This window comes from Aquirufa sp. A-Brett2-W8, assembly GCF_054558755.1.
Window position 1 is genome coordinate 85,836 of record NZ_JBPXKS010000008.1, and the last position, 16,044, is coordinate 101,879.

The 16,044-nt window shown below is 41.2% G+C and carries 14 protein-coding genes; 5 read left to right on the top strand and 9 right to left on the bottom strand.

Annotated features, from left to right (window positions below; genetic code table 11):
- The first annotated feature begins 14 nt into the window (after positions 1-14).
- The gene (locus ACST13_RS09135; RefSeq protein WP_459522886.1) at positions 15-4,496 is read left to right on the top strand and encodes a translocation/assembly module TamB domain-containing protein; all 4,482 of its coding nucleotides are present in this window, start codon (positions 15-17) and stop codon (positions 4,494-4,496) included.
- Between the two features lie 48 nt (positions 4,497-4,544).
- Here the strand turns inward: ACST13_RS09135 and ACST13_RS09140 are convergent, their stop codons facing one another.
- Positions 4,545-5,489, bottom strand: coding sequence for a hypothetical protein (locus ACST13_RS09140; RefSeq protein WP_459522887.1), 945 nt, complete (start codon positions 5,487-5,489; stop codon positions 4,545-4,547).
- 119 nt (positions 5,490-5,608) lie between these two features.
- Between ACST13_RS09140 and nadB the strand changes: the two genes are divergently transcribed.
- Positions 5,609-7,189 carry an L-aspartate oxidase gene (gene nadB / locus ACST13_RS09145; protein ID WP_459522888.1) on the top strand — a complete coding sequence of 527 codons (1,581 nt, stop codon included), beginning with the start codon at positions 5,609-5,611 and terminating at the stop codon, positions 7,187-7,189.
- Here the strand turns inward: nadB and udk are convergent.
- On the bottom strand, positions 7,172-7,795 hold the full coding sequence (gene udk / locus ACST13_RS09150) for a uridine kinase (protein ID WP_459522889.1): 624 nt from the start codon (positions 7,793-7,795) through the stop codon (positions 7,172-7,174). The two genes, nadB and udk, sit on opposite strands and share 18 nt — an antisense overlap.
- A 59-nt stretch (positions 7,796-7,854) precedes the next feature.
- Entirely contained in the window at positions 7,855-8,358 is a 504-nt protein-coding gene (locus tag ACST13_RS09155; RefSeq protein WP_459522890.1) for a hypothetical protein, read from the bottom strand.
- Between the two features lie 46 nt (positions 8,359-8,404).
- Here ACST13_RS09155 and ACST13_RS09160 point away from each other — a divergent pair, with 46 nt between their 5' ends.
- From ACST13_RS09160 to ACST13_RS09170, 3 genes are read left to right on the top strand one after another with little or no spacing between them, the layout of a single operon-like run.
- Positions 8,405-8,905 (top strand): gamma carbonic anhydrase family protein, encoded by a 501-nt coding sequence (locus ACST13_RS09160; RefSeq protein ID WP_459522891.1) that lies wholly within the window; start codon positions 8,405-8,407, stop codon positions 8,903-8,905.
- On the top strand, positions 8,905-9,354 hold the full coding sequence (locus tag ACST13_RS09165; RefSeq protein WP_459522892.1) for a SixA phosphatase family protein: 450 nt from the start codon (positions 8,905-8,907) through the stop codon (positions 9,352-9,354). The genes ACST13_RS09160 and ACST13_RS09165 overlap by 1 nt, the downstream gene beginning before the upstream one ends.
- A complete protein-coding gene (locus ACST13_RS09170) occupies positions 9,351-9,509 on the top strand; it encodes a hypothetical protein (RefSeq protein ID WP_459522893.1) in 159 nt (52 codons plus the stop codon). Before ACST13_RS09165 ends, ACST13_RS09170 begins: the two co-directional genes overlap by 4 nt.
- 181 nt (positions 9,510-9,690) lie before the next feature.
- Here ACST13_RS09170 and ACST13_RS09175 read toward each other — a convergent pair whose 3' ends face one another.
- Genes ACST13_RS09175 through ACST13_RS09200 form a run of 6 tightly spaced genes read right to left on the bottom strand, consistent with a single transcriptional unit; the run spans position 9,691 to position 15,990 of the window.
- Complete coding sequence (locus ACST13_RS09175) at positions 9,691-10,218, bottom strand: YfiT family bacillithiol transferase (protein WP_459522894.1); 528 nt, start codon at positions 10,216-10,218, stop codon at positions 9,691-9,693.
- A complete protein-coding gene (locus ACST13_RS09180; protein WP_459522895.1) occupies positions 10,211-11,911 on the bottom strand; it encodes a D-alanine--D-alanine ligase family protein in 1,701 nt (566 codons plus the stop codon). The genes ACST13_RS09175 and ACST13_RS09180 overlap by 8 nt, the downstream gene beginning before the upstream one ends.
- A gap of 7 nt (positions 11,912-11,918) precedes the next feature.
- Positions 11,919-12,161: a NifU family protein gene (locus ACST13_RS09185; RefSeq protein ID WP_459522896.1), complete on the bottom strand. Its 243-nt coding sequence runs from the start codon at positions 12,159-12,161 to the stop codon at positions 11,919-11,921.
- Position 12,162: 1 nt separating this feature from the next.
- The gene (locus ACST13_RS09190) at positions 12,163-13,245 is read right to left on the bottom strand and encodes an Mrp/NBP35 family ATP-binding protein (protein ID WP_459522897.1); all 1,083 of its coding nucleotides are present in this window, start codon (positions 13,243-13,245) and stop codon (positions 12,163-12,165) included.
- Positions 13,246-13,267: 22 nt separating this feature from the next.
- Positions 13,268-14,230 carry a GSCFA domain-containing protein gene (locus tag ACST13_RS09195; protein WP_459522898.1) on the bottom strand — a complete coding sequence of 321 codons (963 nt, stop codon included), beginning with the start codon at positions 14,228-14,230 and terminating at the stop codon, positions 13,268-13,270.
- Positions 14,230-15,990: a DUF885 domain-containing protein gene (locus tag ACST13_RS09200; protein ID WP_459522899.1), complete on the bottom strand. Its 1,761-nt coding sequence runs from the start codon at positions 15,988-15,990 to the stop codon at positions 14,230-14,232. Before ACST13_RS09200 ends, ACST13_RS09195 begins: the two co-directional genes overlap by 1 nt.
- Positions 15,991-16,044: the final 54 nt, after the last annotated feature.

Consider the following 16,044-nt stretch of genomic DNA (forward strand, 5'->3'; position numbering starts at 1 on the left):
AAAAATACGGCAATATGGTCAAATATCTAAAAATCTTCGTCAAAACAATCCTGTACGGGTTGCTGGGGATTTTTTTGTTGATTTTTGCCACGGTTCTTCTCTTACGAGCCCCCGTTAATCAAACCTTATTAGCGAATTATTTAGCGCCTAAAGTCGAAAAGGCGATTGGATATCCTGTACAAATGAAGGGGATCCAAATCAAATTTTTTGATGAATTGAGTATTTATGGATTAGAGGTTAAAGACCCTTGGGGGGCTAAAATGATCCAAATAGAGCAGCTAGATGTCAATTTTAGCATTACGCATTTGTTCCTGCAGCCGGGAAAACCGAGTCTAGATTATGCCCGATTAACTCGACCAAATGTACAGTTGATTTTTGAAAAGAAGTCAGGTAAAATGAACATTGAAGAGTTTATTATAAGGCTTGATAAGTGGATTTCAGGTGGGGTGAAAACCGCGGAAAAAGGACCATCTTCTATTTTTACCATACCCGAAGCGGAGGTAATTGATGGAGCATTTTCCTTGGATGACCAGACTCGAAAGAACGAAGCAACCAGTCGGCATTTCGATATTTCACACTTTACGCTAGCGAAAGTGTATTCCAAAGTCAAGAATTTTTATTTAAAAAACGACACCTTAGGTCTTCAAGCAATTGGCCTGCGGACGAAAGATCCATTAACGGGATTTGACGTAAAAAGTTTGAATACGGTATTTATGATATCGGATCACCAAATGCGCTTTGATCAATTGGATTTGCGCTTTAATGATTCTCGTGTAACTAGAAAGTTCGTCGTTAATTACCGCGACATGAACTCTCTAACGCGTTGGATAACGGACGCAGATATGCAGGCTGATTTTGATGGTGCGCTTGTGAAAGGAGAGGATTTAGGTCGATTTGTGGAGGCGATGTATGATTACAAAGGAATGTATCGTCTGAAAGGATTATTGAAGGGCACGGTGGCTAATTTAAATCTGCGGAAATTCGAACTAGGTTTTGGTGATAGGAGTGTTTTACGGGGTGATTTTGGTTTTAAAGGCTTGCCTAATATAGATAAAACGGAGATGGATTTTACCATGCGTTCCTCCTTATTTTACCCGCAAGACTTAGGTACCTATATTACGAAGCCGGCAGCTGAAAATATGATTATTTTAGGCCCTGTTGCCTTTGATGGTCTTTTTAAGGGCAATAATAAAGTGTTTCGAACAGCTGGAAAGTTAAAGACAGGATTAGGCTATGTGGAGGCAGATGTCAAGATGAATTTGCAAGATTCGATGGCATTTTCACGCTATGATGGAAAGATCAAATTACAGAAGTTTAAGCTGGGTAAATTTTTAGGATTGGAGTCGGTCTTTGGAACCTTAGATGCGGAGGGAAATTTGAAAGGGAGTGGATTTGCTAAGAAATCGGCTAATATCGATTTCGATGGCAAAGTGTCAGAGATATATTTTAATCAATACCTCTATCATAAAATTGCCTTAAAAGGGAACTTCCAAAAGCAATTATTCAAGGGGGATGTGATCTCTAAAGACTCTAATTTAGTCGCAACGATGTCAGGTTTAATTGACCTTCGAGGCGCTAAGCCAGTGTATCAAATGCAAGGGGAATTCACGCATTCGAACTTACATAATATCCGCTTATTAGATTCGCAACTAAGTTTATCCACTGATTTTGAATTAGATTTCAAAGGGGATCGTTTTGATGATTTGGAGGGGCGAACGGTATTCTTTAATACCACCTTGCGGACCCCGAAACAAGCGGATTTGCATGTTGACTTAGTGACGCTCACCTCTAAAAATGGGCCAGGTCAAAAACGGAATTATAAGTTGACTTCAGACTTAGTTTCAGCCGAAATTAGTGGCGAGTTTACACCGAGTATATTGCAATCTCAGTTACGTCAGTTAGCAGATGAATATGCCTTATATTTCCAAAAAGGAGAGGATGAGCGCTGGGGTTATTATGCCACACGTCAACACGAGGTGCAGACGAAATACAAGGCAGATTTTACGGTGATTTGTCATCGAATTGATCCGATTTTATCCCGCTTTTTTCCGTCTATTCAAATCGGTCAGAATACGGTTTTCTCTGGAAACATATCCAAAGGAAGAACGCTTTCGCTTAGCTTAGAGGCCTATCCAGATACGCTCGTATTCGGAGGATATCATTTTTATCAATCGGTATTTTCATTCCAAAGCTCTAAATTCTTAGGTGCTCCAGAGGTTTCTTCTAGTCTTGTTTTTTCATCCAGAAAGCAGCAATTGAATTTTTTAGCACCTACCGAGAATCTAAAATTGGATGCGCTTTGGGATCAAGATCGCATTAATTTTGGTCTCGATTTCAAACAACAAGGAGAAGAGAATGCAGCCCATTTAGCAGGGGCATGGGTCTTCGAGGAAGATGGTTTATCCTTGAAATTCAAGGATACGTATTTCCGAATTTTGGGGCAAGATTGGGCGATGGACGCGGCGAATAAAATCACCATTCGAGGACAAGAATGGAAGGCGGATCGGGTTGTCGTGTCTAACCAAAATCAATCTATTTCGCTGCAAGGAAGTCTCTCTACAGACACCACAGAAACCATTAAGTTAAAGGCGAACCATTTTCAATTATCGACTTTAAAGCCACTATTTGCGACCAAGGCTCAGGGGGAATTAAATGGTGAAATTAGTATTCAAGATTGGTATAATCATACTCGCTTGGATTCCTGGGTACTAGTGGATTCTCTGCAATTGAATAAGTTTTACATAGGCAATTTTCAGGGGGTGGGAACCTATTTGACAGATGATAAGGCGATGGATTTGAACCTGAATTTAAATCGATTAGGGGAAACTGTTTTATCGCTGACAGGTAGCTATCTTCCTTTCGAGGAAGAGCAAAAATTGAATGTGAATGCGGAGTTGAATCAAACTGACTTGCAGATTTTGGAACCATTTACAGAAGGCATTTTCTCTGGATTAAAAGGTTCAGCCTCCGGGAATTTGCATATCGGAGGTTTACCTACGAAGCCAGAAATTACGGGCGAAATTGTTTTCGCAAAGGCTGGAGCTGTCTTTGATTATTTAAAAACATCCGTATCTGTGTCTGATACAGTTAATTTTACGCCTCGAAAGATTTATGCCAAAAACTGGAATGTCTTAGATGCCGAGGGCAATAAAGCGGTCGTTAATACGGCTTTGCTTTTCCCCGAACAAAAACCTTTTGAACTCGATATTCAGGCTAATTTAGATCACTATAAAATACTAAATACAAGCCGCGAACCGAACTCCATTTATTATGGATTAGGCTATGCCTCTGGTCCCATGCGTGTTTCGGGTACGATTGATAATTTAGTGGTTTCGGCGAATTTGAAATCAGAAAAAGGAACCCGTTTGTTCATTCCACTAGATCGGGAAGAAGATGCGACAGAAGCTGAGGATTATAGTTTTGTGAGCGAATTAGCCTCTTCTAATCTAGATTTAGTGCAGTCCACTGTTTCGACTAAATTACAAGAAGATGGAATTACGCTTGATCTACGCTTAGCCTTAACTCCAGAAGCATACGGTGAAGTTCAATTCGATTCGAAAAAGGGGGATGTGATGCGGATGTATGGTTCGGGTGATATTAAGATGAATTTGGACAAAAAAGGAGCCTTTAAAATGGTGGGGGATTATGCCATCGATCAGGGGGATTATACCTTTACGCTTCAAAATTTGATTAATAAAAAGTTTGCAATTCAGCGGGGTTCCAAAATTTCGTGGACAGGGGATCCGTTAGAAGCTAATGTTAATATTAAGGCAATTTATACGCAGTACACCTCTCTATTCCCTATCCTATTAGATACGACTAACAAAAGCAATTTACCTGAGTTAAAGCGACGTTATCCAGTAGATGTGACGATTAGTTTGCAGGACCGATTATTATCGCCTAGCGTAAACTTTGATATTGGTATAAGGGACTATCCGAAAGACATGACCTTAAACGGTGCGGTTACGGCCTTCACTAATCGGATCAAAACGGATGATCAAGAGTTGACCCGCCAAGTAAGTAATATCTTATTGTTTGGCCAATTAGTTTCTCCATTCGGTGGAAGTGGTTTAGCGCTGGGGAATTTGATGGGTAATTTCACGGAAATGCTTTCGAATCAGCTGAGTAATTTGGCCTCTAAAATCAATAAAGATCTCGACATATCCGTGTCGTTAGGCGGTGGCGAATTGAACCAAGATATCCTATCCAACCTACAACTAAGAGCCTCTTATAATTTTAATGATCGACTTCGAATTACTCGGAGTGGAGGATTTACGGATGCCCGAAATCAAACGAGTCCTCAAATTTTATTTGGTGATTGGGCCTTGGAATGGTTCGTTAGACCAGATGGAAGTTTGCGTTTAAAGACCTATAATCGAAACGTTCAAACGACGATCTTAGGATCCTTTAACTCCTACCAGATTAACCAAACCGTGGGTGCCAGCTTGTTGTATAACAAAGGATTTAATCAGTTTTTTTGGCAGAAAAAGAAATAAAAAAGGCCACCCTTTCGGATGGCCCATTTTATAAAACGAAGGAGGAAATTACTTTACCTCGAATGCACCAGTTCCTACTAGGAAACCTTCTGCATATAATTCCACTGAATATTTACCAGCCTTGTAAGCTACACCACCACGAGGGTAGGTTACAGCTACTGTTTGGCTATCATTAGTATATTCAAAAGTTTGCTTAGCTGTGTAAGCCACTTCTTTACCGTTAAAAGAGATACGGCCAGAACCGATTGCCTCATCCGATAAAGTAGCGCCTTCACCATCGATAATACGAACGTAAACGGTCTTGTTTTCTAATTTCGTGATTGGGTTTGTAGCCAAGCTAAATACCACTTTCAATTTCTCGATTTTCTTTCCATTTAAACGAGATCTTTCTGTTTCTTTCCCTTTTGAATTAACAGATAGAACTTTAACGTTCTGCGCTTTCAAAGCAGCAGCGATGCTTACCTTGCGAGCTAATTCCTTATTGCGTTGGCTTACAGAAGAAAGGGTGTCAGCAAGCGTTTGGTTTTGATTTTTCAAGCCAGAGTTTTCTGTATTTAACGTTGTGTTTTGCGTAGTTAATACTTGGTTATTCTCTGTTAAAATTCCGTTTTGCTTTTTCAATTCTACGATTTCACCATCCTTAGTCGTTAATACGGCGTTGTATTCCTTGATTTTTGCTTCGTATGAAGCAATCGTTGCATGATTAGCACTCTTTAAAGAAGCTTTATCTTGCTGTAATTGAATTTTTAATGCTTCTAAATCGGCTACTTGACCGCCTAGAGATTTGATTTCAGAAATTTTTGCATCTAATTGAGTTGAAATCGAATCTAATTGCGCGCGAGTATTGGATAACTCTACTGCTTTTTCTTCGATTTGAGTTGCTTGATCTTTCGTCGTTTGGTTTGAGCGGAAGTACAAAACTCCTAATACTGCCGTTAGCACAGCTAAGACAATAATGGCAATTTTGGAATTGTTATTAGGCGATTGTTCCATTTGGTTATAAATTGATTTTAAAGGGTTTATAATTTTTAATGCCTCAAAAATACAAAATAAAGTTCACATTTCGGATTGAAGACTCTTTTTGATTAATTTGCGTACCATTTATACAACCTATGCCTACATACGACTTTATTGTCATCGGTTCTGGAATTGCGGGTTTATCCTATACGGTTAAAGTCGCAGACTATTTTCAGGAGCGCAAAATTCCGATCAAAATTGCCTTGATTACGAAGACCGTAGCTGAGGAAACGAATACGAAATATGCACAAGGTGGGATAGCAACTGTTTGGGATTCTGCCGATTCTTTCGAAAAACACATCGACGACACGATGGTGGCTGGCGACTTTGTGAGCGACCGAAAAGTGGTTGAAATAGTGGTAAAAGAAGCTCCTGAGCGTTTACAGGAATTGATTGCGTATGGCACGGCATTTGATCGCCAGGAAGATGGGTCCTTTGATTTAGTGAAAGAAGGAGGTCATTCGGACAAACGGATTTTGCACCATAAAGATTCGACAGGAAACGAAATTGAGCGGGCCTTATTAGCTAAAGTCAAGTCTTATAAAACAGTTGATTTCTTCACGCATTATTTTGCTGTCGATTTAATTACTCAGCATCATTTGGGTGAAAAAGTAACCAAAGACACACCCGAGAAAAAGTGTTTTGGGGTGTATGTTTTGAACCTCAAAACAAATAAAATTGAAACTTTTTTAGGTAAAACTACCTTGTTAGCTACAGGGGGAATAGGTCAAGTCTATCAATCGACTACGAACCCGACGATTGCTACGGGGGACGGAATTGCCATGGCTTACCGGGCCAAAGGCTTCGTAGAAGGAATGGAATTCATACAATTTCATCCGACGGCCTTATATAATCCAGGCAAGAAACCTTCTTTCTTGATTTCAGAAGCCGTTCGTGGCCATGGAGGAATATTAAAGAACCAAGATGGTAGCACTTTCATGGAAAAGTACGATGCACGTTTGTCCTTAGCCCCTCGGGATATTGTGGCACGCGCGATTGACTCGGAAATGAAAACGCATGGAACAGATCACGTTTTTTTAGATACGAGGCATATCCCGAAAGAAGAAATTCTGCAACATTTTCCGATGATATACGATCATTGCCTCCAGGTTTTAGGTATTGATATGTCGGAAGAAATGATTCCAGTCGTCCCCGCACAACACTATTTATGCGGCGGAATTATCGTGAATGAACACAGCCAAACCAATATTGAAAATCTCTTCGCAGCTGGCGAATGCTCGTTCACTGGATTGCATGGAGCGAATCGTTTAGCTTCGAATTCACTCTTAGAAGCCATCGTCTTTGCGCACCGTGCCTTTGAAAAATCGGTGGCGGAATTTGGAACGCAAGTACTTCCTGCAGGCATTCCAGCTTGGAATGATGAGGGAACTAGGAATCCAGAAGAGATGGTTTTAGTGACGGAAATGACGCGAGAATTAGAATCCATTATGTCTAATTATGTAGGCATCGTTCGCACGGATCGCCGTCTGAAAAGAGCCTACGATCGCTTGGAATTAATCTATTTAGAGCATGAGGAATTATACCGGCAGTCTAAGATTACGGTGCCTTTGTGCGAATTAAGAAATATGATTAATGTGGCTTATTTGATCATCAAACACGCCCGAGCACAACGCGAAAATAAAGGTTTGCACTATAACCTAGATCTGATTCTTTAGGTAAGAAACAATGACGTCTAGTCCTTTCTCGAAGTGTTGATTATTCGGAATCACGATATCGCAAGAACGCTTGTGTGGGCGAATGAATTCCTCATAAGTAGGTTTCACATGGTATTTCCACCGGTACATCACGTCTTGTAAATCGTATCCGCGTTCTTCGTTATCCCGCTTAATTCTGCGTTTTAATTTGATTTTATCCTGTGCATCGATGAAGATTTTTAGGTCCAAAAGTGAGGCCACTTCAGGGAAGTGAAAAACAAAAATACCTTCTACTACTAAGATTTTGCGCGGGTAAAAATGCAGCATATCGGGCACTTTTACCGTGTTATTGAAGGTATATTCTAACCGGCTGACGATTTCGCCATTTCGTAATCTCTCTATATCAGCTGCGAAGGCTTTATCATCAATTGCCCCAGGAAGATCAAAGTTTTCAATACCATTATGATCTTTAGTTTGTTCTTCAATCGAGCGATAGTAATTATCCTGAGATAAAAGACAAATGTCGTCGGTTTGAAATTGCTCCATTAATCGGCTTAAAAACAGGGTTTTACCTGAGGCGCTACCTCCTGTGATTCCGATAATAAAGGGACGTTCTATTGTTGACATGTGTACTATTCAGATGCAAATTTGCGAAAAGGTTTTTGTTTTAAGTTAAAAAGGGACTTTCATTTTCGGAATTTGAGGTATATGGCTACCTCGTCCTTCGTTTTAGAGGCTACGTGATGCAGTCCAGCTTTTGCGAATTCGTCGATGATTTCCTTTTCAAAAAATAACTCTTTTCCACATCCCTCGTGTTGTAAACGTACACTTTTCGAGATTTCCTCTTCGATAATAATCGTTCCACCTTCTTCAATTGCGTCAATGATTTTTAACAACATTTGCGCACAATTCTCGAATTCGTGCCAAGCATTGAAGACCCAAATTTGGTTTGATTTCTGTAGGCTTGCTGGATTCAACTCCACTTCCGTCTCCCATATTATTCCCGTTTTTTCTGTGAAATAGGCAATGCTATCCGCTACGTCATCGGCGTCCACCAGGGGATCGATCAGCGTTAATTGCCTCGCAGGATAATGGAGGCAGAGACTGACTTCCCACCAGCCATAACCACAGCCTATGGAGGTGATGTGATCGTCTTTTTGCCAAAGCCCAAATTCATAGAATTCTTTCATCGATTCGCAATTTAAGGTATATTTGACGAATTAAATAAAAAACAACATGGCTATTTTTATTGCTTCTACGGCCAGCGTGATGGGTCGTGTTCTCATTTCGAAAGACGTCTCCGTCTGGTACGGTGCCGTGATTCGTGCGGATGTGGAGGAAATTCATTTAGGTGAAGGCTGCAATATTCAAGATAATGCTGTTTTACATGCAGATGAAGGCGAAAAGACCATCATCGGAGCGAACGTAACCGTAGGTCATGGTGCGATTGTCCATGGCGCAGAAATAGGGGAAGGAAGCTTAATAGGAATGCAAGCGACCGTTTTGAATAGGGCCAAAGTAGGCAAATTTTGCCTCATCGGTGCCCACGCTTTAGTCACAGAAGGAATGGAAATTCCCGACTATTCGCTCGTTTTAGGAACCCCTGCTAAAGTGGTAAAAACACTAACTGAAGACCAGATCAATCGATTGAAATTTGGCCCTCCTCATTATGTAAAAATGGGAGCCGAACATAAATCAGGAAAATTTCCTCTATTAACCGCTGCTGATTTCGAATAATGGAACTTATTTTAATTCGCCATGCCCATGCTGGGCCACATACATCCGATGATAAAGGTCGTCATCTTTCTGAGAGAGGAATCGAAGAAGCCTTGTTATTAGGGGAATGGATGCATTTGAAACAAATCCCTGCTGGTTTTTGGCTCATTTCTGATGCCATTCGTACGCGAGAAACAGCAGAATTACTCGGAAAACCTTTTTCTGAATTTGAAAATTCAGAATTTTGGTATGTCTCGAGCGGTCCAGATTATCTAGAAAAATTAATGAAATGTACGGAGCCTGTTATTTACCTAGTTGCTCATAATCCATCCATCTCGTATTTAGCCTCCTATGTAACCGGCGAAATGATTCAAATGGAAACGGCTGGATGTATATCTTTGCATTTCCCAGGTCTGAATTCCTGGTCAGAAATCACCAAAGGTTCAGCCATCATTACCCACCAACTATGAACAAAAACCAAAAAATCTTTCGCTGGATATTAATTCTATTTACGTTGTTGATGATCGCGTTAGCGGTGCAGATGGCGAGTCATACGACGGCGCCGTGGAATAAAAAATCGTCTTTAAAATCCAGAAATCGTGCTATGTCGGATTCTACATTCTAAAATCGTGCTGCGCAATGATTTTGTGAATGTAGAATCTCTCCATCTTTCTTTTAAATGATATATGAAAAAAGGGGCCTTAGCCCCTTTTGATTTTAATGATAAAACATTTCACGAATGCATCGCCGAAGGCGATTCAAACTCTATGCTCTATGCTCTATTCTTTGTGCTTTAGATCTATACTCTAAAGTACACTAGATATGTGACGAAGATGATGCGTACAATGCCACGCATATATCCCCAACACCTTGTCCAAAGGATACGTAATTCCGCGTTCAGGATGGAAATAGGTTCTCTTCCAATCAGCTTCTGAAACGGTTTCCATTAAGTATACCCAACGAAGGTGAATGTAACGCAAGCTTTCGATCGACCAGGCGATGGGAGCTTGATTGCCATCTGGCATGGATGCCCAATCGTCTTCGCTATATGGTTTGATACTAGGATTATCCTCTGTTAGAGCCATTTTAAAACGGATGTAGCTGTTCATGTGGCTATCCATTAAATGGTGGATCACTTTGCGAGCTGACCAGCTGCCTTCGCGATACGGTTTTTCCAGAAGAGCTTCGTCCACCCCTTCTAACATGGTAGCTAAATCGTCTGCTGTAGAGGCGATGGTTTTGATCCATTCGGCTCTAATTGCTGGTGTGATGACCTCCGGATTTTTGTATTTCCCGATGGGGTATTGCAAAGGGTTTAATTCCGTATTAGACATTCGTATAAAATTTAGTGATGGAAATGGCTGCCTCGCGGGTATGAGCGATCAAAGGATGTACGCCTGTTTTGATGGTCTCTAGCATTTCTTTGGCAGAGTCTTTGCTTAAATGAGCCACATGCAAAGGAAGCAATGTTTCGCCTTCTTCGATTTCTAGAGGAGTGCAAACAAGGAAGTTTTCTGTGCCTAAGGCGGCTAATTCAGCAGCTTGGATTTTGATGGCTTGGAAACTTGCTTCCAAAGCCTCTTCGTTCGCACCATTGATTTCTAAAATTTGGACTTCTTGCGCAGCCTTTGCTTGCAAAGTGGCAGCAATGGCTTCATCTAATGCCTTTAATTGTAGGTTTAAGATATAATAGTTTTTACCTGTTCTTAAACGTTCGCGGATGGATTGACGAACGAAATAGGTTAATGAATCGCATATATTTAGCCCTATTTCAGCCATTTGCTTGAAAATTAAGGAACTAGGGGACATGCCTGGAATGGTATTAGGGTCGTGTAGAACCACTATTCCTTGGGTGTCTAAGAATCCATCAATTCGGGTGCATACACCAAAACCTAAATCATCAAAAGCCTGTTTTACTTGCGCTTGAATCAATTGTAGGTGAGCTAGGCTAGCATGCATCGGAATGCGTTTGCGCGTTAATTTCGATTTATATTTGGCATTAAAATCAAAGACTTCGACTGATTCATCGATGACGATTTCGGTCGGAGGAAGGGCTACCGTCTCACCGGTAGGGGTTTGAATCACACCACAGCTGAATTCATTTCCGTTCACGAAAGACTCGAGTAAAATCGTGTCTTCGGAGTGGATGGATTGAATGCTTGCCTTAGTAACGGTATGAGTGAAATAATCCACCAAGGCACTTAATAATGAGCTAGGGTGGTGGTAGATTTGTTTTGAGAATACGACAGGGAACCCGATTCCCTCGTCTAAATTCACCATCTTTTGTAAAAGGGTTACCTGGCCATTTTCGTCTAATTTTAACCAATCCTCACGGTAGATTTCTTCGATGAAAAGACATTTTTTGATGGCTTTGTCGAAATCTTCGATGGAATCTTCTTTCACGAAAGCAAGACCGATGGAAGAACCTTGGTGTGGAGCTTTGGCCACAAAAGGAATACCGATTTCTTTCTTAATTTGCTCGAAAAGTGTTTCTCTACCGTATTTAGTATAGTCGTCTCTTTGTAAAACGAAGAATTTCTTCTCCAAACCCACGGATTTCTTCAGCCACTCGTTTTGTTTGGCCTTATCAATACCGATAGCTGATCCTAAGACGCTAGGCCCAGAATAAGGTATATTATACCATTCTAACAGACCTTGAATACTTCCGTCTTCCGCTCCAGGGCCGTGCATGGCGATGAAGGCAAAGTCAAAATGGGAGGCAAAATCAGCCGGTTGAATGACCGTTCCCACCTCTGCTAATAACGCCGCAGCATCCGCATCTGGCAAAGACTCGATATAGACTTCGAAAGGGGCGGTTTGTGAGCTTTTAGGAGGGTAGAAGGAGCGTATCGATTCCTCGAATATAAGCTCCTCTTTGATCAAGATGAAATTACCTAAGCTATCCACGAAAACGGGGACGGGCTGAAATAATGCCTTGTTCAGGTGAGCCATGGCAGTTTTGCCCCCTAAAAAACTAATTTCCCGTTCACGCGCGGGTCCGCCAAAAAATATTCCTATCCGCATCATATGCCCTTTAGGGTTTTACTTCTTCTACTGCAATAATTTCTGGTACATCTCTGCGTATCGCCTCTTCTACTCCTGCCTTAAAAGTCATGGCAGATATGTTACATGTTTGGCAATTGCCAGTTAGCGCTAATCTCAATATATTATCCGGCGTAATCTCGGTGATTTCCACATTTCCGCCATCCGCTATTAGATAAGGTCTAATGCTATCTAAGGTCGTCTGAATGCGGCGGTAAAGTGGGTGATTTTCCATATTAAGAAGCTTGGTTTTTCGCGTTTGAAATCGCTACTTGTTGTGCTAAATTAGCGGCAATCGCAATAAAGGCATCTGCACTCGGCCCTTCGCTAGAGGCGATCGGTTTGCCTTCGTCCCCTGCCTCACGGATGGCCTGAATTAACGGAACCTCTCCTAAGAAGGGAACTGCATATTTTTCAGCTAATTGCTTTCCGCCATCTTTACCAAACAAATAATATTTGTTTTCAGGTAATTCTGCGGGAGTAAAATAAGCCATATTTTCTACTAAACCCAAAAGCGGAACATTGATTCCTGCTTGCTTAAAGAAGGCTAAACCTTTTGTTGCATCGGAAAGGGCCACTTTTTGAGGAGTGGTCACGATCACCGCACCAGTCAGTTTAATGAGCTGCACTAAGGTTAAATGAACATCTGACGTTCCAGGAGGAAGGTCGATTAATAAATAGTCTAATTCGTCCCAGTTCGTATCTCCAAAAAATTGGCGAAGCGCCTGCGTCATCATAGGTCCTCTCCAAGGCACAGGACTTTCGCTAGGAGCTAAAAAGCCCATGGAGATCATCTTGATGCCGTATTGCATAATCGGTTGTATGCGGTTTTTGCCGTCTACTTCGGTTACTAAGGGTTGTAAATCTTCCGCCCCAAACATCACCGGAATCGAAGGCCCAGAAATATCTGCATCTAAAATTCCCACTTTTGCTCCGGCATTCTTCAAGGCCATAGCTAAGTTCGCGGTTACCGTAGATTTTCCTACGCCACCTTTTCCTGATGCAATAGCAATCACGTTTTTAACGCCTGGAATGAGTGGGTCTTTCGAAGTCAACGAAGTGACTTCAGCCGTCATGTTAATAACGATTTTCAAGTCCGGATGCACTAAATTATGAATGGCATCCTCGCAATCTTTTCTGATCTTCTCTTTTAATGGACAAGCTGGTGTCGTTAGAACGACCGTGAAGCGAACCTCACCCACGCCTAATTCTACGTCCCTAATCATATTCAATGTCACTAAATCTTTCTTCAGATCAGGTTCTTGAACGGTACTTAAGGCACCTAATATAATCTCTTTACTAATACTTAATTCTCCCATGAATCTCTTTTCCTTTTCAACCTCAAATATACGTGTTTTTTATTTCATGCGCGACGTATTCGGCGATTTTGCACGTATCAATTTCTTGGTATTTTTCCTCATTCAGTTCTGCTAATAATACCTCTAAAACTCGGCGATGATCGAACAACTTTGCCGGATGTGGTTTGTGTGCCAAAGTTCGGTAAATGGAATCCCATTTTTTCTGAATAACCTGCAATTCCGCATCAAAAAATACAGACGCGAATCGTTCCCATATATAATCTTGCGCTTGCTCGTTCGGGTGTATCATATCTGCCTCATAGAAGCGGTAATCGCGCAATTCATCCACCATAATCTCATACGCAGGGAAATAGTGCACGTTTTTGAATTGTTTGGAAACGATGTCAGCCGCTACGCGCAGGCTAGATTTAGAAACTTGGTTTTCCATCATGCCGTCTTTTGTATGGCGAACGGGGGAAACGGTTAAAATCACTTGCGTTGTAGATGGGAGAGTAGAGAGTAGAGAGCAGAAATTTGAAACTATCTCATCTACCGTCGATAATCGTTTTTCGAAACGCTCTGCTGGCATTTTATGACAGTTAGCTACGCTGTTATTTAGATATTTATCAAAATAACTAAATGTAGTTCCCCAGGTAAGGATTAAAAAATCCGCCACACCGATAAATGCTGAAACGTCGGATGCCACAGAACGGATATCATTTATTAATTCTGCTTGCGATGTATCCGTAAAATTCGAGTGATAATCTGGATGCAAAAAATACCCACAATGCTCATATAAATCCTCAGAAACCTCCCCTGATAAAGCCCGAGAAATAGCAAAAGGATGAAATAAAGTTCCAAAAGGTTGTGTCATCACCTCTACAGGCAATTTGCTTAAACGCGAACCCATCGAGGCCGCAAAACAGGAGCCCATACTCAGCACCTTACTCCTGTGATTCAAGAGTGAAGGTGCTGGTGGAATGGGAAATGAAGTTGTTAATTGCATTACTTTACAGAGGCTGACCAAGCATTCATTTTGGTCTCCAAAACATCCAAAGGCATGTTTCCATCCTTCAATAGTGCGTCATGGAAATCGGATAATTTGAATTTAGGCCCCATTTCTTTTGTTAAACGCTCACGAATCTCACGGATTTTCAAAGCACCTATTTTATAACTCAAAGCCTGTGCAGGAATCGCCATATAACGTTCGATTTCAGCAATGGTCCCTTCTTCGCTTAATGGTTCATTGTCCATCATGTATTGGATCGCTTCTACTCGGGTCATGTTTTTCGTGTGCATACCGGCATCTACCACGAGTCTGATCGCGCGGTGAATTTCGTCTCCTAAAGCTCCCATATATTGGTATGGGTCTGTATAAAGGCCTAATTCTTTACCTAAACTTTCCGTATACAGAGCCCAGCCTTCCGCATAACCCGAATTACCGCCGAAGCGACGGAACTTAGGTAAATCGCTGTTTTCTTGTTGCAAGCTGATTTGGTAATGATGTCCCGGGATTGCTTCGTGTAAGAATAAGCTTTCCATTCCGGATGTGAAGTTGAATTTTTTAGCGTCCAAAATAGGCACATAAAAAATTCCCGGACGCGTTCCATCTTCTGAACCTTGGAAATACTCGGCAGAAGCAGAGGCAGCTCGGAAGGCTTCGGTTTGGCGAATCTCAAACGGCGTCTTCGGAACGCGACCAAACATCGTTTTTAATGACGGTTCCATCTTTTTGTGAATCGTATGAAAAGCAGCTAATACCTCCGCCGGGGTCTTGTATGGATAGAATTTAGGGTCGGTCTTCATGTGGGTGAAGAATTCTGCCAACGTTCCTTTAAAGCCCACCGCATCTTTCGTTTTCTCCATTTCCGTGCGGATGCGCTTGACTTCGCTTAGGCCGGTTTGGTAAATTTCGTCAGCCGGTTTATCCGTTGTAGTAAGTACGCGAATTAAATATTGGTAATAGGCAGCGCCATTCTTCAACGCACTGATACCCGTGCTTGTGCGTGCCTTAGGTAAATACTCGTTTTGTAAAAAAGTCGCTAAACGAGCATAAGCGGGCATGATTTCATTTTCAATTGCTGCCGAATAGGCCGCTGTTAAACGTTGTTTATCAGCCTCAGAAAAGTCTGCAGGAAATTGTTTCAATGGACCATAGAAAGTGGATTCTTTTACATCTTTCACTGCGAAAGAAGTAAATTGAGGGATCATTTTGATGACCAAAGCCTTAGGTAACACATAATCCTGCTTCATTCCTCTGCGGAAATAAACGATAGACGAGTCTAAGTAAGCCACACCTCTTTTCATGCGCTTTTCCCAGTTCTCATAATCTTTCACCGTCTTGAAAGGTTGAATTACTTGACCGGAGCCTAGTTGAGCGAATGTTAAATGAAAACCATAAAATTGGTTCAATGGTGTAAGGTTATCGGGATATGTCAAGCCCTCTAATGCTAGTTTAATATCACGCGTTAATAAATCGTAAGTGATTTGATCGTTCGAATTCAAATTTTCCCGATTTAAAGCGGCTAAAGACTGTTGGTATTTTTCTAAAACCGATTTAACTAAAGCGCGGTGACTATCCGTAAAATCAATATTTAATTGATCATTATAGCGATTATCACCATTAGATGTAGCAGAAATAGGACTTAGTTTTAGTTGTTCTTCGTAATAATCGCCTACGATTTTGGCTAATTCTGAAGAGGGTTGGTCTGACTTTTTACAAGAGAAAAAGGACAAAAGAAGGCATAAATAGATGAGTTTTTTCATAGTGAATTTGCTGATTTTAGGGGCAATTTACGTAAATTGGTCATTGCATTTATA